The organism is Paenibacillus sp. V4I5, from assembly GCF_030817255.1.
Classification (GTDB): Bacteria; Bacillota; Bacilli; order Paenibacillales; family NBRC-103111; genus Paenibacillus_E.
On sequence record NZ_JAUSZB010000002.1, the window covers coordinates 7,822,482 to 7,843,122 of the forward strand.

General features: G+C 49.2%; 12 protein-coding genes and 1 pseudogene. 12 read left to right on the forward strand and 1 reads right to left on the reverse strand.

Annotation, left to right across the window (positions count from 1 at the left end):
• Positions 1-69: 69 nt before the first annotated feature.
• Entirely contained in the window at positions 70-753 is a 684-nt protein-coding gene (gene deoC / locus QFZ78_RS37060) for a deoxyribose-phosphate aldolase (protein ID WP_307554984.1), read from the forward strand.
• Here the strand turns inward: deoC and QFZ78_RS37065 are convergent.
• Positions 716-1,747 (reverse strand): Na/Pi cotransporter family protein, encoded by a 1,032-nt coding sequence (locus tag QFZ78_RS37065; protein ID WP_307554986.1) that lies wholly within the window; start codon positions 1,745-1,747, stop codon positions 716-718. The genes deoC and QFZ78_RS37065 overlap by 38 nt on opposite strands.
• Between QFZ78_RS37065 and QFZ78_RS37070 the strand changes: the two genes are divergently transcribed.
• The 11 genes and pseudogenes from QFZ78_RS37070 to QFZ78_RS37120 all read left to right on the forward strand — a co-directional run bounded on the left by QFZ78_RS37070 (position 1,734) and on the right by QFZ78_RS37120 (position 20,564).
• Positions 1,734-1,874, forward strand: coding sequence for a hypothetical protein (locus tag QFZ78_RS37070; RefSeq protein WP_307554989.1), 141 nt, complete (start codon positions 1,734-1,736; stop codon positions 1,872-1,874). The two genes, QFZ78_RS37065 and QFZ78_RS37070, sit on opposite strands and share 14 nt — an antisense overlap.
• Positions 1,874-3,244, forward strand: a complete 1,371-nt coding sequence (locus QFZ78_RS37075) for a class I SAM-dependent rRNA methyltransferase (protein ID WP_307554991.1) — start codon at positions 1,874-1,876, stop codon at positions 3,242-3,244. The genes QFZ78_RS37070 and QFZ78_RS37075 overlap by 1 nt, the downstream gene beginning before the upstream one ends.
• 456 nt (positions 3,245-3,700) lie before the next feature.
• Positions 3,701-4,588 (forward strand): TolB family protein, encoded by an 888-nt coding sequence (locus QFZ78_RS37080; RefSeq protein WP_307554993.1) that lies wholly within the window; start codon positions 3,701-3,703, stop codon positions 4,586-4,588.
• A 54-nt stretch (positions 4,589-4,642) separates the two neighbouring features.
• A complete protein-coding gene (locus QFZ78_RS37085) occupies positions 4,643-5,626 on the forward strand; it encodes an aldo/keto reductase (RefSeq protein WP_307554995.1) in 984 nt (327 codons plus the stop codon).
• A gap of 95 nt (positions 5,627-5,721) precedes the next feature.
• Positions 5,722-6,221, forward strand: a pseudogene (locus QFZ78_RS37090) (SDR family oxidoreductase).
• Between the two features lie 167 nt (positions 6,222-6,388).
• Positions 6,389-7,504 carry a citrate synthase/methylcitrate synthase gene (locus QFZ78_RS37095; protein WP_307554997.1) on the forward strand — a complete coding sequence of 372 codons (1,116 nt, stop codon included), beginning with the start codon at positions 6,389-6,391 and terminating at the stop codon, positions 7,502-7,504.
• 31 nt (positions 7,505-7,535) lie between these two features.
• Entirely contained in the window at positions 7,536-8,018 is a 483-nt protein-coding gene (locus QFZ78_RS37100) for an SRPBCC family protein (protein ID WP_307554999.1), read from the forward strand.
• Between the two features lie 195 nt (positions 8,019-8,213).
• On the forward strand, positions 8,214-11,744 hold the full coding sequence (gene addB / locus QFZ78_RS37105) for a helicase-exonuclease AddAB subunit AddB (protein ID WP_307555001.1): 3,531 nt from the start codon (positions 8,214-8,216) through the stop codon (positions 11,742-11,744).
• A 22-nt stretch (positions 11,745-11,766) separates the two neighbouring features.
• On the forward strand, positions 11,767-15,720 hold the full coding sequence (addA, locus tag QFZ78_RS37110; protein WP_307555003.1) for a helicase-exonuclease AddAB subunit AddA: 3,954 nt from the start codon (positions 11,767-11,769) through the stop codon (positions 15,718-15,720).
• Between the two features lie 42 nt (positions 15,721-15,762).
• On the forward strand, positions 15,763-16,941 hold the full coding sequence (locus QFZ78_RS37115; RefSeq protein WP_307555005.1) for an exonuclease SbcCD subunit D: 1,179 nt from the start codon (positions 15,763-15,765) through the stop codon (positions 16,939-16,941).
• Between the two features lie 137 nt (positions 16,942-17,078).
• Positions 17,079-20,564: an SbcC/MukB-like Walker B domain-containing protein gene (locus QFZ78_RS37120; protein ID WP_307555007.1), complete on the forward strand. Its 3,486-nt coding sequence runs from the start codon at positions 17,079-17,081 to the stop codon at positions 20,562-20,564.
• Positions 20,565-20,641 lie beyond the last annotated feature (77 nt).

Sequence of the window (20,641 nt, forward strand, 5' to 3'; positions counted from 1 at the left end):
CTAGAGGTTTTCTCATTAAAGGGTTTAAATAGGGAATGGTTTCAATAATAAAAAGATGAGGTGCATCAAATGAGTACTTTGAGCGCGAAGGAAATTGCTAAATACATTGACCATACGTTATTAAAACAAGATGCGAGCACAGCCGCGATCCACAAACTGTGTGAGGAAGCTGCACAGCACCAGTTTTTTAGTGTGTGTGTAAATTCTCAGTTTGTTGGAACGGCAAGTAAAGCATTAGAAGGAACGGGTGTCAAGGTTGCTGCTGTTGTTGGCTTCCCGCTTGGCGCAAGCTTGAGCGAAGTGAAAGCATTTGAAGCAGCTAAGGCTGTAGAGAATGGGGCTGCTGAAATTGACACTGTCCTGCCGATTGGCTTATTGCTTGAAGGGCAGTATGACGCTGTTCGTTCTGACATTAAACAAGTTGTGGACGCTGTAAAAGGCAAAGCGATTGTTAAAGTCATTATGGAAACGGGTTTCCTAAATGATGAGCAAAAAGCAGCAGCTTGCCGACTTTCCGAAGAAGCAGGCGCTCATTTCGTTAAAACATCTACTGGCTTTGGTCCTGGCGGGGCTACTGTGGAAGACGTTCGTTTAATGCGCCAAAACGTATCCGATACGATTGGTGTGAAAGCATCGGGTGGTGTTAGAGACTTGCAAACTGCGATTGCTATGATTGAAGCAGGGGCAACAAGATTAGGGACAAGCTCTGGTGTTGCTATTGTGAGCGGAACTCAAGACGCTTCCACATACTAAGATAACATAACGGTAAGGCGAGCAAGGAACATACGATATTGAATATCGTTTGGGAACGGGCGATTTGCTCGGATGCATCATTAGCAAGTAGAGCTGAAAGGCTCACGAGCTGATCGATGAAGGGGTAGAATAGGACCGCGCCTCCGACATTAAGGAGGATATGTGACCAGGCGACGTATCGCCCGGCGCGGGAACTGCTCATCCCGGCGATTAGTGCGGTCACACAGGTGCCGACATTGGCACCGATCGTTATCGCTACGCCAAGCTCGACGGGAATGCCTTGAACGGCTGCGAGGCCCATCGCCATCGCAATGACGGCTGCGCTGCTGTGTACAAGCGCGGTGACCGCGGCGCCGGCGATGACGCCCCACAGCAGGCTGTGCTGCGCCTGGAGCACGAACCAGGCGAACAGACCTCGGGATTGCAAGGCAGGCCCGATGGTTTGCATAATCTCGATGCCGAGCAGCACGAGAGCGAAGCCGCTGACCGCAAGCGACCCGTAGCGGACGCTGCGCAGCCAGCTGCGCCCGCCGATGGTGGCGGGCGAGCCGGTTGTGACCGCGAGTGGCTTCGCGGTGGAAGCAGCAGGGGCCCTGCCCTGCGGCAGCGGCCCGGCAAACCAGCTCGCGAGCCAGATGCCGGCGCTCGCGAGCAGCATCGGCACGCCGATGCCACCGAGGCTGAGCCCGATCAGCTCGGTGGTGAGACACGTGCCGATGTTCGTCCCGAGAATGACGCCGAGCGTTCTCGGGAAGGTTAGTACGCCAGCGCCGACGAGTCCGATGGCGATAACGGTAATGGCGGTGCTGCTTTGGAGCGCCGCCGTGAGTACAGTGCCGGTGGCGAGGCCGCGTACCGGCGTGCGGGTAAACCGCTCCAGCCACAACTGGAGGCGGGGGCCTGCCCACTGCTGAAGTGCGGTTTCCATCAGCTTCATACCGAACAGAAATAGAGCTAATCCTGTTAATACAGGGAGTACGATGGCAGTTATCATTGCAGCAGATCTCCTTCGCGAGCTTGCTAATCATTTTTCAACCAATATATGTGACCGTACAGACAAGCATGACAAGCAAGCTGATGAGAGTGAACGGTATCACACAAAAGGACGGCTAAAAGCATAATGGCAGCAGTATTTTTACATAAGAAACGCAAAGCTCGTTTGGAGCAAGGACACCCATGGGTGTACAGAAGTGAAATCGAGCGTGTAGATGGTGAGATCGAACCAGGACAACTAGTGCCTGTTCAAACACATCTTGGTCAATACCTAGCAACGGGTTATTATAACGAGGCTTCCCAAATTACAGTCCGAATCGTATCCTTTAAACCGCTTGAAGCGATGACAACGGAATTTTTTGTTGAGCGGTTTACGCGCTGTTTTCAGCATCGCAAGCGCTTTGTAAAAGATGCACAATCTTATCGCTTGGTTTATGGTGAAGCCGACTTTTTGCCGGGACTCATTGTGGATAAATTTGAGGATACGCTGGTTGTTCAGCTTCTTACCATGGGAATGGATCGCTGTAGAGAGCAAATCGTAGCGGCTTTGGTTCAAGTCATGAAGCCGACTGGTATATTTGAACGCAGTGATGTTTCGATTCGTGAGTTGGAAGGCTTGAAACAGACGAAGGGCTTGCTGTACGGCGAGTGTCCCAAGCATGTTGACATTTTGGAAAATGGTCTACGCATTCGCGTTGACATTGAAGAAGGTCAGAAAACTGGCTACTTCTTTGACCAAAGAGAGAATCGTGCAGCCATCGCTCCCCTAATGACAGGATGGGGCCATCGCAGCGGAATTGAACTGAAAGAGGTTGAGGAGGATGGCGTGAGCCAGACACTCCCTGTAAATGCGAATGGCAAAGTGGTTTCCTTTCCATATTGGGACGGCGCGTCGGTGCTGGAATGTTTCTCCCATACAGGCAGCTTTACGCTAAATGCCTGTAAATTCGGTGCGAAAAAAGTAACCTGCCTCGATATTTCGGAGCATGCGATTGAAAGTGCGCGTACGAACGTTGCGCTAAACGGTTTTGAAGAACGCGTAGAGTTTGTTGTCGCAGATGCTTTTGAATACTTGCGTACACAAGTCAGAGGCTTGGATGAGCGTAAGGTTCGTGCCCATGCTGGCAGCGGTAAAGCTAAAGTGGATACGTCGAAGCCGGTTGCAGAAGGTGGACGGACTTGGGATGTGGTCATTCTGGATCCTCCCGCTTTCGCAAAAACGAAGAGCGCCGTTGAAGGTGCCTGCCGCGGCTACAAGGATATTAATTTGCACGGCATGAAGCTTGTGAACGAAGGTGGCTACTTGGTAACAGCGAGTTGTTCCTATCACATGCACCCTGAGTTGTTCCTAGAAACCATTCACGCGGCGGCGACGGATGCAGGTAAAATTCTGCGTTTAATAGAGTTCCGTGAAGCAGGTATGGATCATCCTCGCATCCTCGGTGTAGATGAGGGACATTACTTGAAGTTTGCTATCTTTGAGGTACGGAGTAAGTAGAAAAAAAGGACAGCCCCTTTATTAAGTGGTGGCTGTCCAAAAAGTAGTCGAGGATATCTGAGAGATAGGCCGTACACGCAGAGTTTGCCGACCTGTGACGCAATGATGAAAAGTATCGTTACAGCATTAAAACGATGGTTGAGCTCCCTTGCAACAATGTAAAACATCGTTCCATCAATCTTTTATGAACAGGTATTCGCCCAATCTCCTCCTAACGATGTAAAACATCGATGCAGGAATCGCAATACTACCTCAACTTGAATCTAACGATGAAATACATCATTGCAGCAAAAGTGCCTAACCCTTTCAGGTTAAGGCCTTTTTGTCTATAACCAAGGATGGAAAGAAGGTAAAACAAACGAAACACTTGAATACATACATACCCAATGTAATTTTTGATCTCCTTAGAGTGCGATCCCACTTCAAACAAAGATATGGAAATGGAGAAAACTGCAAATGAATACGTTAAAGCAACCTAATAAAATCTTAGGTCGAAATGTGATTAGTACCCTTGAAACCGTGGATATTCAGACTGGAGAACGAAAGGCATTGGCCCAATTCGACGAGCTTATTGAAGCGCCAAATTGGACCATTGATGGTAAACGGCTCATTTATAACAGCTTAGGTCGCCTCTATTCCTTCGACATTAGCATACTAGAAAGTACGATTATCGATACGAGATATGCCACGCAATGTAACAATGACCATGTACTCTCACCTGACAATACTCAAATCGCGGTAAGTCATCATACACAGGAGGATGGTCATTCGCGCATTTATGTATTGCCCTTAAAGGGCGGCAATCCAGTTCTCATCACACCAATGGCACCCAGCTATCTGCATGGCTGGTCACCAGATGGCAGCACATTAGCATACTGTGCCGAGAGGAACGGCCAGTATGATATCTACACCATTCCTGTAACCGGCGGTGTTGAAACGCAGCTGACTGATTCTCCTAGTCTTGACGACGGTCCCGAATACTCGCCGGATGGAAAGCACATTTGGTTCAACTCAGTCCGTACTGGCCTTATGCAGGTATGGCGAATGAATGCCGACGGCAGTGAACAGACGCAAATGACATTTGATGAAAGCAACAGCTGGTTCCCGCATGTCTCTCCCAATGGAGAATCCGTAGCCTTTATTTCTTACTACAAGGATGATGTCGCCCCTGGAGACCATCCTGCGAATAAGCATGTAGAACTTCGACTGATGTCTAGTGCTGGAGGAGAATTTCGCACACTAGTTAAGCTGTTTGGAGGCCAGGGTACAATCAACGTCAATTCTTGGTCGCCCGATAGCAAGCAGCTGGCATTTGTCAGCTATCAGCTAAAGAATATAGATTAGATAAGCCGAATTATCATCACACAATTGTGAATTAACACGAAGGAGGAGAGGCGTATGAGATATCGTCAATTAGGAAACACAGAGCTTCAAGTTAGTGAAGTTAGCTTCGGTACATGGGCAATTGGTGGCGGATGGGGGCACGCAAATGATGATGAAGCGCTGAAAGGTTTACATCAGGCTATGGATGCGGGAGTAAACTTTTTTGATACGGCTGATGTTTATGGCTCGGGCCATGCGGAAGAGCTTTTAGCTAAGGCCACCAAAGGAAAAGAAGATGACATTTATGTTGCAACAAAGTTTTGCCGCGCCGGCGATATTCACGATCTTAGTACGTATTCTGAGGAGTCAGTGCGTCAATTTTGTGAGAGCAGCTTGAAAAGATTGAATCGGGAAAGAATCGATCTGTATCAGATTCACTGTCCGCCGCTTTCCATCTTGAAGGATGGTCATGTGTTCGAGGTACTTGAGAAGCTAAAGACAGAAGGCAAAATCCGCCATTATGGGGTGAGCGTAGAGACGGTTGAGGAAGGTTTGTTCTCTATGGGTATTCCTGGTGTTAAGGCGCTTCAAGTCATTTACAACCTGTTCCGCCAAAAACCTGCCGAAGCATTATTTCCGCAGGCGAAAGCTGCGGGCGTAGGGATCCTCGTAAGATTACCGTTAGCAAGCGGATTACTGACCGGAAAATTCACAGAAACCAGCACATTTGCTGCGGATGACCATCGGAGCTTCAATGCAGACGGTGCACAGTTCAACGTAGGTGAAACGTTTGCGGGACTGCCATTCAATAAGGGAGTTGAGCTGGCGAGAGAACTGGCTTGGATTGCGGAAGGCCGTGGAAATATGGCCCGAGCTTCCATGCGCTGGATTCTGGACAATCCGAACATTACTTGTGTAATTCCAGGGTTTAAAAACGAACGTCAGGTAGAGGACAACCTCGGTACGGTTCATGTTCCATCGTTCACGACAGAGGAGCTAGAACGTACCCAAAGCTTTTATCAAGATAAAGTGAAAGATCATATTCGGGGGCCTTATTAAGATGCATTATAATGTCTTAGTCCTCAAAAAGATGGCTGGGTAATAATGCATCCGATTTAGGCGGACTTGATGTGCTAGTTAATAATGCAGGAATTATGCATAATGCTGATGTATTAGAGCTTACGATAGAGCAGTTTCAACGAGTGATTTCCGTTAATCTAGGAGGGGCATTTCTCTGTTCGCAAATCGCAGCCCGAATCATGAAACAGAACGGTAAGGGGGGGGCTATCATTAACATGGCATCTACGAGGGCGTTCATGTCAGAACCGAATACGGAGGCATATTCCGCTTCCAAAGGTGGAATTGCTCATTAACGCACGCGATGGCCGTCAGCTTAGGAGGCTATGGTATACGTGTAAATTCGATATCTCCAGGCTGGATTGAGGTAAGAGAATCGCAGCTCTCTTCTCGGAAGGAAATCGTTGTTCATTCGGAAACAGATCGAAAGCAGCACCCAGCAGGCAGGGTCGGGAAACCGGAGGATATCGCGGCTGCTTGTCTGTACTTATCCAGTGAAAAGGCTGGATTCATCACCGGTCAGAATCTAACGATTGATGGCGGGATGAGCGTTAAAATGATTTACGAAGAAGAATAGTACGATTTATAAATGATGTCATATCGATAAATTTATATGATTGATACATATAATTTATTGAATTTTATTTATCGATTTGAAAGAAAACTCCAATTGGATGAAACTGTCATTACCGACTAAGATAAGGGGAGAACGATTTGACTTCTTATTGAAAGGAAGATGACAGTATGGCATCCGTAACTGGTTTAGAAGGCATTATTGCGGCAGAAACCGAATTGTCTTTGGTGGATGGGGAGAAAGGATATCTCGTATATCGCGGGCACGAGGCTAAGAAGTTAGCTATGGATAAGAGTTTCGAGGAAGTGGCTTATTTACTCTGGCATGGTGAGCTGCCTACAGAGGAGATACTTGTCAATTTCAGAGCCCAATGGTCGGCGCAACGGCGTTTGCCTGAAACTTTGAAATCGGCCTTAAATTTGCTGCCATTGGAATGCGATATGATGAGTGTGTTGCGTACCGCGATCTCGTTTCTAGGAACAGAGTCCGTGAAGGAAGCTGCTTGGCCTCCCCGATATGAATCCATCTTGGCATATACAGCTTTGCTGCCAACCATTATTGCTTATAAATATCGGCAGTCATTGGGACTTCAGCCCATAGAACCTAATCTGGAGCTCGATCATGTCGCCAATTATTTGTACATGCTGACTGGAACAGTACCACAGCCTGTACATGTGAAGGTGTTAAAAGCTTATTTCATATTAGCAATGGAACATGGGATGAATGCTTCTACGTTTGCAGGACGTGTAGTGCTGTCTACACAATCTGATATTGCTTCAGCTCTCTGCGCATCGATTGGCGCGATGAAAGGGCCTCTTCATGGCGGAGCACCATCTGAAGTCCTTCATATGCTGGATGAAATAAGAACCAAAGATCGTGCGGAAGCTTGGTTGATTGAACAGCTGAAATCGGGCAATCGGCTGATGGGTTTTGGGCATCGAATTTATAAAACGAGCGATCCTCGAGCGGAAGCACTAAGGCACATCATGACAGAATTAGCCTCAGAGGATCCATGGTTCGAACTTGCTATTCACGTTGAAAAGCTGGCCGTCGATTTGTTGGCTGTCTATAAACCTGGACGGAAATTGTATGTGAATGTGGAGTTTTATGCAGCAGCTGTTATGCGGGCTATCGCCTTACCGAAATCTTTATTTACACCTAGCTTTACAGCATGCCGTATGGTCGGATGGACGGCTCATCTACTAGAACAAGCAAGCTGTAATCGTATTTTTCGGCCGCAATCGGTCTATATCGGTGAGATGCCAACTACCCTCCAACAGACATAAAAACAGTTTTAGATGAGGAGGAATAAAGAATATGTTAGCTTCCATACAAAAAGTTGAGGGTGGCTATATCGCTCGCTTCGATCGTCCATTGAATCATTCCATTGAGAAAGTCTGGGCTGCTTTAACGGAGAATGATAAGCTTGTCAGATGGATGTCTAATCTCCAAGTTGAGGATCTTCGCATCGGGGGAAATATCAAATTCGATATGAAGGACGAATCAGGGACATTTATCGATATGAAAATTGCAGATTTCCAGCCATACTCCGTCCTCGAATTCGAGTGGGGTGATGATCGTGTTCGCTTCGAATTATATCCAAAGCCGGAAGGCTGTTTACTCGTATTAAAAGAGTTTATTAGCGCATTAACCGATCATACACCCAAAGATTTATCTGGATGGCACATTTGCCTCGATATGATGTACGCTTTATTGGATGGACACTTCATGGACTTTCCAAAAGGCGAATGGGAAAAGTGGTATGAAAAATACAAAATAGCAGTCAGCAGGATAGATTAGAAAAAAATCATATGAGACATGTAAGCTGATCTCTCGGTCCTAATGACGAGGGAACAGCTTATTTGTTCTAGCGAAAGCCCATCATCTCCCACACCTCTTTTCTACCAAAAGTATGATAGAATAGGAGAGATATGAGAACAAAGTATATGCTTACGAAGCAAGCTTTCTAAGGAAAACTTTAAGGAGGCCCTGTATATGTCCATTCGATTCGTAATCGGCAGAGCCGGAAGTGGCAAAAGCGAACGCTGCCTCACAGAGATGAAGCAGCATTTGGCGGCAGAGCCGGAAGGTCATCCGCTTATTTTACTCGTTCCTGAGCAAGCAACGTTCCAGGCGGAGCATGCGCTTGTCTCTGATCCTAGTATTCGTGGTATGATCCGCGCTCAGGTGTTAAGTTTTCACCGTTTGGCGTGGCGTGTCATGCAAGAAGAAGGCGGCACAGCGAGGCTGCCCATTGATGATACAGGCAAGAAATTGCTGTTAACCAGCATTTTACATAAATATAAAGACGAGCTTCACCTATTCGGTCATTCGGCGGAGCAAATGGGGTTTGTCGATCGGCTGAATCAGCTTTTCACAGAAATGAAACGGTATTGTGTAACCGCTAAGCAGCTGGAAGAACACGAGAATAGACGTGTCATTACGCTCGGAGAGAGCGGCTTGCTGCGTGATAAAATGCATGACATTCAGCTGGTTTATCGGCAATTTGAATCTGAGCTTTCCCGTCAGTATTTGGACGGAGAGGATTATTTAACGCTTTTGGCGGAGCAAATACCGAATTCCGCTTATTTGCGGTCGGCATCGGTATGGATTGATGGTTTTCACGGCTTCACGCCGCAAGAGTTTGCGGTGCTTGGCGCGCTTTTTGCTGCGTGCAAACAGGTGACGGTGACACTTTGTCTTGATCGTGAGCTGCAGGCTGGGGATACGCCCGATGAGCTGGATTTGTTTCACCCTACAGCGACGACGATGGTGCGCATGCAAGAACTCATATGGAAGCTTGGTTTACCTGCAGCTGAAGTTCATCTCATGGCTCCTGAAACTTCGCCGCGCTATGAAGATAGTCCGGCTTTAGGCTATTTAGAGCGGAAGTTTGATCGACGTATTGGTGGCGGTGCTGGGCTATATAAGCCTGCGCCAAACGAGAAATTAAGCGACCAGCTTGTTATTAGGGAGGCTGTTCATCGCCGTGCTGAGGTTGAGGGTGCTGTGCGGGATATGCTGATGCTGGTTCGTGAACAAGGAGTTCGATGGCGGGAAATTGCTGTCATGGTACGGAACATGGATGGCTATCAGGATTTGTTAAAAGCGGTTTTGACCGATTATGACATTCCTCACTTTTTTGACCAAAAGCGGTCAGTCCTCCATCATCCACTCGTTGAATTCATTCGCTCGGCCTTGGAAGTTGTGCAGCATAATTGGCATTACGATGCCGTATTTCGGTGTGTCAAAACGGATCTGCTGCTGCCAATGGAAGCAGCTTCCCAGCGGACGGAGCTGGATAAATTAGAGAATTATGTACTTGCGTTCGGCATTCAAGGGTACAGATGGACGGATGGCAAGCCATGGACCTTTAAATTTCGAGCTAATCTGGAGCAAGCGGACGATGGTGTACAGGAGCAAACGGCAGAGCTGCAATCCTTAAACACGAGCAAAGCGTGGGTTGTAAGACCGCTCCTTGCCTTTTCGAAACGTTTACAGCAAGCAAGCTCCGTTAAAGAGCAGGTTGAAGCGCTATATGAGCTCCTGGTCACTGTACAGGCTCCTGAGAAATTAGAGTCTTGGAGTGGGCAAGCGATCCAAGATGGGAAGCCAGAAAAAGCGCGAGAGCATGGTCAAATGTGGGATAGTATCATGGATATGCTGGATCAATTGGTAGAGACGATGGGGGAAGACGACCTGAGTCTGGAGCTTTTTAACGGACTTATTGAGACCGGTATGGAGAGTATGAAGCTAGGCTTAGTGCCGCCTTCGATGGATCAGCTATTGATCGGAAGCATGGACCGTACACGTTCCAGCGGGATTCGATATGCTTACATTTTAGGCGTCAACGATGGGGTGATCCCTGCTCAAATGGATGAAAAAGGCGTCCTTACGGAAGCGGAAAGAAGTGTACTGACAGAGTCAGGCTTGCCAATGGCAGATGGCAGTCGCCGCAAGCTGCTGGACGAGCAGTTTATTGTGTATACATCGCTAACCGTACCAGGCAAAAGGCTTTGGATGAGCTACCCGCTTGCCGATGAAGAAGGGAAATCACTTCTGCCATCAGAGCTAATCAAGCAGATGCGTCAGCTTTTTCCGGGGACAGAAGCCCCGCTTTTACTTGCTGAACCAGCAGCTGAATCGCCTGAAGGCGAGCAGGCGGCATATATTTCGCATCCCATTCAAGCTATCTCCTATTTGGCTGTCCGCATGAAGCATTGGATGTTAGGTGGACGAATGGCTGACCTTTGGTGGGAAACGTACAATTGGTATGCCGAGCAGCCGGTGTGGCAGATGAAGCTGCAATCGTTAGTTCAGGCGCTGCAATATACGAATAAAGAGAATGGCCTCAGTTTGAAGACAAGCAAGCTTCTATATGGGCAAAATTTACGTGCGAGTGTATCGAGAATGGAGAAGTATGTGGCTTGTCCTTTCTCGCATTTTGTGTCCCATGGCTTAAGACTGCAGGAAAGACGGGTTTATCGATTAGATGCTCCGGACATTGGACAATTGTTCCACGCAGCGCTAAATCAGTTTGTCCAAAAGCTCCAGCAGGATCAACTTGACTGGGGTTCGCTCACAGCTGAGCAATGCATGGAGCGTTCCGCACAGGTCGTGGACGAGCTCGCGCCAAGGCTACAAGGAGAAATTCTGTTAAGTTCAAGCCGTTATGCTTACATAGCAAGAAAACTAAAGCAGGTTGTAGGCAGAGCAGCAGTTGTGCTCGGTGAGCATGCCAAGCATGGGCAGTTCCAGCCACTGGGGCTGGAGATTGATTTTGGACCTGGCAAAGAATTGCCGTCACTGACCTTCGAGTTAGATAATGGCTGCACCATGGAAATTATCGGTCGGATTGACCGAGTGGATCGAGCGGATGGCGAGCAAGGCGTTCTTTTGCGCGTTATTGACTATAAATCAAGTCAAACCTCCTTGCAGTTATCTGAGGTGTATTACGGTCTTTCCCTTCAAATGCTGACGTATTTGGACGTCATTATTACTCATGCGGAGCAGTGGCTGGGCATTGCAGCGAAGCCGGCAGGCGTGCTTTATTTCCATGTGCACAATCCGATGCTCCAGCAAAAAAATGCGCTCGATCCCGCAGAAGTGGAGAAGGAGCTTCGCAAACGTTATAAAATGAAAGGCTTAATCACCGCTGATGCGGAAGTAGCCGTTATGATGGACGATGAGCTGGTGAAGAGTGCCGGTCACTCCCAGCTTATCCCAGTTGCCTTGAAGAAGGACGGAAGCTTCTACTCAACCTCTTCGGTAGCAACGGATGAACAGTGGGATACACTTCGTAAATATGTGCGGAAACAGGTTAAACAGATCGGAACGAGTATCACAGATGGAACTGTGGATATTGCTCCGTACCGTTTGGGTAAAAAAACAGCCTGTCTGCATTGCTCGTATAAATCGATTTGTCAATTTGATCCATTATTTGAAGGCAATGAGGTTCACCAGCTCAAACAACGGGGCAAAGATCAGCTTTGGTCCGATCTAGAGCAAAACGTGAACCAATCCTAAAGGCAGAAAGGAGCGTACATACGTGAATAAACAACAACAGCCTAAGCCTCCTGGCAGTACATGGACGGATGATCAATGGGATGCAATTACACTCAAGGGTCAAAATATGCTGGTTGCCGCTGCTGCTGGTTCAGGCAAAACCGCCGTACTCGTCGAGCGGATTATACGCCGGATATCCAATGAGTGGGAGCCGATTGATGTTGACCGCTTGCTGGTTGCGACGTTTACCAAGGCAGCGGCATCCGAGATGAAGCATCGCATACGTGAAGCACTGGAAAAAGAGCTGATGAAGCAGCCGCATTCGCAGCATTTGCGCAAGCAGCTCGCACTGATGGGACGCGCATCGATTACTACGCTGCATTCCTTCTGTCTGGAAGTCGTTCAACGTTACTTCAGCCTTATTCGGTTAGACCCGGGCTTCCGAATCGCCAACGAGACGGAGGCTGACCTGCTTCGCCAAGACCTGTTAGGCGAAATGCTTGAGCAGTACTACGCCGTAAGCGGAGAGAACAGCGCCTTCTGGCGGCTGGTCGATTCGTTCAGCGGCGAGCGCAACGACGACGCGATCATGCAGCTTATTCAGAAGCTGTATGATGTGTCGCGCAGTCATCCATGGCCGGAGTACTGGCTCAGGGCGACGGCTTCGATGTTTGGACCACCGGCGCCACAGATACCGCAAGACGTGCCGGATGAGGCAGCCTCCGTTATGCAGGAGGCGCTGCCTTACGTTGCCGCTGCGACTGCGCCAGCGGACTATTCGATCTGGGAGCAGAGTCTCATTCGCGACCTGTCTATAGAGCTCGAAGGAGCCGCTGATCTACTGCGGCAAGCGCAGCAAATCGCTGAATCGCCTGGCGGTCCGGCCCCTTATTTGGATAATCTGCGAGAAGATTTGCTGCTCGTAGACAATTTGCGTGAAACGACCACCTATCCGTGGTCCGTCTTGTATCTTGGTTTCCAGACGGTCGAGTTCGGGAAGCTCAAATCATGCAAGGGCGATGACTATGACAAAGAGCTGCAGGAAGAAGTTAAAGAGCTGCGAAATAAAGCCAAAGAGCAAATTAACAAAATGAAAGAAGAACTGTTCGGACGTACACCTGAACAATTTCATCAGGAAATTGCCGATATGGCTCCTCTGCTTCATACGCTTGTGGATCTGGTTGTTGATTTCGGACAGCGGTATCAAGAGGCCAAGCAAGCCAAGGGCTTGATCGATTTTGCCGATTTGGAGCACTATTGTTTACAAATTCTTAGCGCAGAGGGCTCTATCCCCGGGGAACTGATTCCATCCGAGGCTGCCCAAGCTTATCGCAGACAATTCGTGGAAGTGCTTCTGGATGAATATCAGGATACGAACCGCGTACAGGAAGCTATTGTTGAACTAATCTCGCATACGAAGCCTGGCAATCGGTTTATGGTAGGCGACGTGAAACAGAGTATATATCGGTTCCGTCTTGCTGAGCCAGGTCTCTTCCTGGAGAAGTATAAGGCGTATCGTTCCAATAAGGATGAATCGCCAGAAACGTCTTCCGAAGGTGGAAGAATCGATTTGGCGCGTAATTTCCGCAGTCGCATTCAGGTTGTCGATGCGGTCAATTTTCTTTTTAAACAAATGATGAATGAAACCGTTGGTGAAATTGCCTATGATGAGCGCGCTGAGCTTGTTTACGGAGCGGGTTATCCGCCATCTGCTTCAGATTGTTCAGTAGAAATGCTGATTGTCGATCGTGGGACGGAAGTGCCAGACAAAAGTGAATCGTTCACTGATGATGCCGATGATCAAGACTCAGAAGCTTTTGGAGAGGGGGCTGAGGGGGCCTCTGATCCTGTAATAGAAGCGCAAGAACTGGAAACAGCGCAGTTGGAAGCGCGCACGATTGCTCGCCAAATTCGAGGATTGCTAGGTGCAGGGGGACAGGAAGCTTTTCAGGTTTTTGATAAAAGAACAGGCGGGGATCGTCCTGCGACTTATCGTGATATCGTGATTTTGCTGCGGGCGACGCAGGCGTGGTCTCCTGTCATCATTGAAGAACTCAAAAAACAGGGCATACCTGCCTATGCGGAACTGAGCACCGGATATTTTTCTGCAACGGAAGTAGAAGTGATGCTTGCCTTGCTGAAAGTCATCGACAATCCGTATCAGGATGTACCATTGGCGGCCGTACTGCGTTCTCCGGTTGTGCAGCTTACCGCTGAGGATTTAGCACAAATCAGGGTCGCGGACAAATCAGTGCCTTTTTACGAGTCTGTCTTACAGGTAGTTAAAAGTGCAGAGTCAGATGATAACGAAGCTCTTTTACAAAAGCTGAACCATTTTCTAGGGCTTCTGGAAAAGTGGCGAAATGACGCCAGACAAGGCTCTCTTGCTGATTTAATTTGGAGCATCTATAGACAAACGGGCTATTACGATTTCGCCGGCGGATTGCCGGGTGGCTTGCAACGACAAGCTAATTTAAGAGCATTATACGATCGTGCAAGACAATACGAAAGCACATCCCTACGTGGATTATTCCGCTTTCTGCGTTTTATCGAAGGAATGAAAGAGAGTGGCGGAGATTTAGGCACAGCGCGTGCGCTCGGTGAACAAGAAGATGTGGTTCGCATTATGTCCATTCATAAAAGTAAAGGGCTTGAGTTCCCAGTTGTATTCGTGGCAGGTATGGCCAAAATGTTCAATCAACGGGATTTGAATGATGCTTTTTTACTGCATAAAGAGCTCGGCTTTGGACCTCGTTTTGTGGATACGGCTTTGCGCGTAAGCTATCCAACACTGCCTTCCTTAGCCATCAAAAGAAGAATGAAGCTAGAACTGCTTGCAGAGGAAATGCGCGTCTTGTATGTTGCTCTCACAAGGGCAAGAGAAAAGCTGTATTTACTTGGTACAGTGAAATCACTCGATAAGCTGCTGCGCGGTTGGGGGCGTCATCTGTCTAGGACGGAATGGTATTTGCCGGACTTTGAACTGGCGAAAGCGAGGAGCTATCTTGATTGGGTCGGACCTGCCCTGCTTCGTCATCCAGATGCGGCTCTCTGGAGAGAGCGCCTCGGCATTAGTGAGTCATCCTCTGGCGTGCGTCTTCTTCAAGATCCTTCACAGTGGAAGTTGACGGTTATCCAGCCTGAGAGCTTACATATGGAAGAAACATTGGAAGCCGAGAGTGTGTTACCCGACGCTGACCGAATGTCAGCCGTTCATCATAGTCATTCTGTCCCTACAGTGGGAAGATGGAAGGATTGGTTGGAGGATCGGCTTTCTTGGACATACGAATACCCGGATGCGCCTAAGCATTTTGCTAAGACTACTGTGTCGGAAATGAAGCGTTTGTCTGAACTCAATCGCCTAGCGGGAGAAATGGAATTTCCATCTGGAACAGAGACTGCTGTTTGGGATGAGTCTCAGGTGAAGCCAAAGATTGCGGTATGGCGCAGACCTAGATTCATGGAAGAGAAAAAGCTGACTGCAGCTGAAAAGGGGACCGTTGTCCATGCTGTCATGCAAAATCTTTCTTTGCAGGAATCGCCGACGGAATCAAGCATACAGGCAACTCTTGAGGAGATGCTTAACAAACAAACGCTTACGCAGGAGCAGTGTGATGTTGTAGATATTCCGGTTGTTTTGAAGTTTTTCGAAACAGAAGTTGGCAAACGGATGGTACAAGCTGCGAACGTGCAGCGTGAGGTACCATTTAGCTACGGACTGCCTGCGGATGAGGTCTACATGGGAACAGACCGCTCCACGATAGGGGAGACTGTGTTAATTCAAGGGGTTATCGATTGTTTATTCGAAGATGAACTAGGACTCGTGTTGGTCGATTATAAAACGGATGCGGTAAAGGGAAGCAGTGATGCGGAACTGAAGGTGCGTTATGAGAAGCAAATATCACTGTATACCCGGGCCGTGGAACATATTTGGAAGCGTCCTGTAAATGGGAAGTTCTTGTATTTCTTTGAAGGGCCGAAATTGTTGGAGATGTAAAAGGGGATAGAGAGTAACGAATGCTTAGGAAGGAGATGAGCTATGCGAATTTTACACACAGCTGATTGGCACTTCGGTCGAACACTCGAAGGTCGCAGCCGATTAGAAGAACAGACGGCTTTCATGGATGAGCTTGTGCAGATTGTACAAGATCAAGCCATCGATTTAGTTTTGATCGCAGGGGATATCTATGATAGTGTAAATCCTCCCGCTGCTGCTGAACAGCTTTTCTATGAAGGCATTGCCAGGTTGGCTGACGGCGGTAAGCGCCAAGTGGCTATTATCTCCGGCAACCATGATCATCCGGATCGGCTCGCAGCATCAGGTCCGCTTGCGGCTAAACAAGGGATCACGATTATTGGCTTACCGGTCCCTGACATTCAGTCGATTGGTATTGCTAGAACAGGTGAGTTAACACGTCTGATTACGCTGCCGTACCCGTCGGAATCGCGACTCAAGGAGCTGCTATCGGATGTAGCCGAAGAGGAAGTACTGCGCAGCAAATATTCCGAACGTGTGGGTGCACTTATTCATAAACAAGCGGCTTCTTTTGAAGCCGGTACGGTGAATCTAATCATGAGCCATTTGTACGTACTTGGCGGTCATGAAACGGAATCGGAACGCCCTATTCAAGTAGGGGGCGCCTATACGGTAGATACAAATGCTCTAACGGCAGGAGCGCAGTATGTTGCGCTTGGCCATTTGCATAGACCGCAAAATGTCAAAGCAGCGTCTCCCATCCGTTATTGTGGTTCTCCTATCGCCTACAGCTTCTCGGAAGCCGGCCAAGCAAAATCGGTCACAGTGCTCGAATTAGCTCCGGGACAAGCAGCCGAGCCTAAGGAGATATTTCTGACTTCGGGCCGCCCTCTTGTTAGTTGGAAAGCCAAAGAAGGAATTGGACAGGTGCACCAATGGCTGGATGAGCAACGCGATGCTTCGGCTTGGATCGATTTGGAAGTCACAATGACAGAAGCCATGTCTATCGAACAGATTCAATCGCTGCGCAAAGCATACGAAGGCTTCATACATATTAGGCCAATTTATCCGGAGATGGAGGCTGTCCGAGCCACTGTATCGAGAGCAGATTTGTCGATGGAAGAGCACTTCACGCGGTTCTACTCTCGTCAAACAGGCGGCGCGCTGCCTGAACCTGAATTGGTTCGGTTGTTTTTGGAGCTGCTGCAGGAGAAGGATTTGGCGGATGCTTCTGGGGAGTAGGTTTGGGTGGCAAACTCTGCCCAATAAGTGCTTGTGGATAACTAAACAAAACCTAAGTTGATTTTTAGGTTAACGAAGAAATAACAGATGGAACATATAAGAAGTGATTCTAGCGTTTTATGAAAGGAGGACAAGGTATGCGTCCAATTCAGTTGCAAATGTCCGGACTTCAGAGTTATCGGGAATTGCAGACGATCGATTTTAGCCAATTAGTGGATGCGGGCGTGTTTGGCATATTTGGGCCAACGGGCAGTGGGAAATCATCCATTCTAGATGCGATCACGCTATCGTTATATGGCAAGGTTGAAAGAGCTAGCGGAGGCACACAAGCGATTATGAATCATGCGGAGCAGACGCTGTTCGTTTCTTTTACGTTTGAGCTGACGAATGGGGCTGGCACTGAGCGTTATCGTGTCGAGCGGCAATTCAAGCGCGGAGCGGAGATGTCCATAAACGGGACAATTACTCGGCTTTTACATATCAAAGGGACCGAGACCATCGTACTTGCGGATAAAGCGGGTGAGGTGAATCAGCAGGTACAGCATATTCTGGGTCTGTCTATGCAGGACTTTACGAGAGCTGTCGTGCTCCCGCAAGGGAAATTTGCAGAATTTCTGACGTTGACTGGCAAAGATCGTAGGCAAATGTTGCAGAGGCTATTTCACCTAGAACAGTATGGCGACCATTTGAGCGCGAAGGTTAGTTCCAAAGTGAAAGAAACGGACAGCACAGTCAAGCAGCTCGCTGCAGAGCAGCAGGGGCTTGGTGATGCTTCAGAGAGAGCATTAGAAGAGGCCAATGCCAGACTTCTGGAAGCTGAACAAGAAGCGGTTCGGAGCCGTCTTCATTTGGAACAGCAGGAGAAGTCCTATGACGACCATAAACAGGTGTTTCAGTGGCAGAATGAGAAAGAAGCGTTGGAACAAGAAACGCAAAAGCAGCAGGAACAAGAGGCGTTAATCCTCGAGAAGGAGCTGCTTCTTCAAAAAGCAGAGCAGGCCGAAAAGGTGAGACCCTATCTGGAGCAGCATGCTTTGGCAGCCAAAGATGTGCTGACAGGGGAAACGCAGCTTAAGATTGCAGCTGCTTCCCAACTAACAGCGGAAACAACCTATCACCAGGCTGTTCACCAATTTGAGCATGCGCAGCAAGAGTTGGCTTTACAGGAAGGACCGCTTTTATTACGGTTGGACCAGCTGCAGCAAGCTCTTGTCATTCAGCAGGAGCTTGAACAAGTTCAAAGTCAAATCGAAACTGCTCAGCTTCAAGAAGCAGAAGTCAAGGCGACTTTTACGCATTTGCAGGCTGAAGTGAGCAAAAACATCGAAACAAAACAAAAAGCAATCCTTAAACAAACCGAGCTTAAAGATCAGTTGAAGTTGGTGGAATCGACAGCTGTATCCAGACAGCTATTACAATCTGCGTCTCAAGAAAAGAAGGCAATTGAACAACTCCAAGCCCAAGAGCTTGAAGCTAAGAAGGCCAGAGAAGAAAAAGCTGGCGCTTACTCGGCAGTGGAACAAAGTCAATTGCAATTAGCTGCCAAGCAGCAAGCCTTTCAGGTTACATTGTCAGAATGGCTGAAGGAGTTGCAGGAAACTGGTAAAGAGGTTAACTTGCAACTTGCAGCGTTCACCAAGTTCGTTCCTGCTTTACAAGCTTACAAAGAGAGACAAAAGCAGAGCTGGAAAAGGCAAGAACGTCATGCTTTGGCGGCGATTCTTGCCAATGAACTAATGGATGGGGATCACTGTCCTGTATGTGGTGCGACAGAGCATCCGTCAAAGCAGCATAGCGAAGTCTCAGCTGAAACTGCAAATGATCTAGAGGCAAATGAAGAACTGCTTGGACAGGTAGAAGAGCTGCTTCAGCTTGCAAAAGAGCGTCAATTCACGGGGCAGCAGTTGCTGCGTAGATTGGGAATCGTCTATCAGCAAGCGGTTGATTTCGCTATTCCGACTTCAACCGGACTGGGACAAAGTGAAGTAAGCAGTGAACAGTCCCTAATGTTATGGGGTGAGGCTGCTGCCGGGAAAGAAGTAGGGGCTTATGCCATTTTGGGGGCACTACAGGAAGATAGTAGTTTTGAGGCTTTCCGTGAGGAATGGAAAGTTATGGAAGCAAGCCTATCTACCTGTATTTCCCAGTCTGAAGAACTTGAACATTCTTTCCAAAGTCTGCAGAAAGAGCATGCACTTCTTGCACAACAATTCGTGCAAGCAGGTGCTCAGATGCAAGCGGCTGCGAGCTTGTTATCGGAAACGGATAGCAGGTTAACTTCAATTACTACAACACTAGGTGCGCAGTTAAAAGGTTGGCAAGAGCGTTATGCGGAGCTTTCTTGGGTAGATGTGGACCAGCAGCTTGAACAGCTACTTGCCAATGAGCGATTAGCTGAGGAGCTCCGCGGCCGAATTGAGAAGAGCATCCCGTTTCTTGACGAGCTAAACGGGAAGATCGACGAGCTCCAGCGCGCCGCACTGGAGCAGGATCGTACTGCCCTGCAGCTGCATGAACGGCTGCAGGGCTTGGCGCTGCTCGCCGCCGATAAATCGCGGCAGCTCGCTTTGCGCGCGCCCGGCGCGGCTGTGCCGCAGCTCATCGCGGAGGCGACCTCCGCGCTAGAGCAGCTGCGGCAGCTCGCGCAGCAGACCAAGCTCGCGCACGCTGCTGCGCAGCGCGAGCAGCTCTTGGCGGCGCAGCGTTACAGCGCCGCCGCCGAAGCCGCTGCCGCCGCCGCGCGGCAGCTGGCGCAGACCGAGCGCGCGCTGCACGGCGCGCTCACGGATAACGGCTTCGCGTCGCGCGAAGCCGCAGAAGCCGCGGCGCTGGCGCCCGAGCAGCGCCGCCAATGGGCGCAGCTCGCGGCTGAGCACCGCGAGCGCGAACAGGCGCTGCGCGCCCAGCTTGCGCAGCTGGCAGCGAAGCTGCAGGGCCGCGGTCTGAGCGCGGACGAGTGGGCGCAGTCGCAGGCGCAGCTGAGCGCCGCGAAAGCGGCCGCCGAGGCCGCGCTCGAGACGCGGGCCAAGGCGACGCAGGGCGCGAGCGAGCTCGCTACTCGGCATGCGCGGTGGTGCGAGCTTGAGGCGCGTCGTGCCGAACAGGCGACGCAGCTGGAACGGCTTGGCAAGCTGCAAGCCGTGCTTAAGGCCAATGCCTTCGTCGAATATCTCGCCGAAGAACAGCTCATGCAAGTTAGCCGCGCAGCTTCGGAGCGGCTAAGTGAATTAACGCGTCGACGCTATGCGATTGAGGTCGACTCTGGAGGAGGCTTCGTCATTCGTGATGATGCCAACGGCGGAGTAAAGCGCCCCGTAAGTACGCTGTCGGGCGGTGAAACGTTCCTTACCTCGCTGGCGTTAGCGCTCGCGCTTTCGGCACAGATTCAGCTGAAGGGGGAATATCCGCTAGAATTCTTCTTCCTCGATGAGGGCTTCGGTACGCTCGACCAAGAGCTGCTGGACATGGTCATCGGTGCGCTTGAGAAGCTTCATATGGACAGTCTAGCCGTGGGCGTCATTTCCCACGTTCCAGAGCTCCGTGCTCGTTTAGCTCGTAAATTAATCGTTCTCCCAGCAGAGCCGTCTGGGCGCGGGAGCCGCATTGTAGTTGAGGAACTATAGCTTCTTCTTGTATACTGCTCAGAATTTACTTGCGGAAGATTGATTTTTAGGTGGTTCTCATTTGATGAATTAAATCA

What these genes read in the sequence shown, in the direction of transcription:
- deoC (WP_307554984.1), top strand. Translation starts at nt 70, where the DNA reads ATGAGTACTTTGAGCGCGAAGGAAATTGCTAAATACATTGACCATACG.
- QFZ78_RS37070 (WP_307554989.1), top strand. Translation starts at nt 1,734, where the DNA reads ATGGCAGTTATCATTGCAGCAGATCTCCTTCGCGAGCTTGCTAATCAT.
- QFZ78_RS37065 (WP_307554986.1), bottom strand. Translation starts at nt 1,747, where the DNA reads ATGATAACTGCCATCGTACTCCCTGTATTAACAGGATTAGCTCTATTT.
- QFZ78_RS37075 (WP_307554991.1), top strand. Translation starts at nt 1,874, where the DNA reads ATGGCAGCAGTATTTTTACATAAGAAACGCAAAGCTCGTTTGGAGCAA.
- QFZ78_RS37080 (WP_307554993.1), top strand. Translation starts at nt 3,701, where the DNA reads ATGAATACGTTAAAGCAACCTAATAAAATCTTAGGTCGAAATGTGATT.
- QFZ78_RS37085 (WP_307554995.1), top strand. Translation starts at nt 4,643, where the DNA reads ATGAGATATCGTCAATTAGGAAACACAGAGCTTCAAGTTAGTGAAGTT.
- QFZ78_RS37095 (WP_307554997.1), top strand. Translation starts at nt 6,389, where the DNA reads ATGGCATCCGTAACTGGTTTAGAAGGCATTATTGCGGCAGAAACCGAA.
- QFZ78_RS37100 (WP_307554999.1), top strand. Translation starts at nt 7,536, where the DNA reads ATGTTAGCTTCCATACAAAAAGTTGAGGGTGGCTATATCGCTCGCTTC.
- addB (WP_307555001.1), top strand. Translation starts at nt 8,214, where the DNA reads ATGTCCATTCGATTCGTAATCGGCAGAGCCGGAAGTGGCAAAAGCGAA.
- QFZ78_RS37115 (WP_307555005.1), top strand. Translation starts at nt 15,763, where the DNA reads ATGCGAATTTTACACACAGCTGATTGGCACTTCGGTCGAACACTCGAA.
- QFZ78_RS37120 (WP_307555007.1), top strand. Translation starts at nt 17,079, where the DNA reads ATGCGTCCAATTCAGTTGCAAATGTCCGGACTTCAGAGTTATCGGGAA.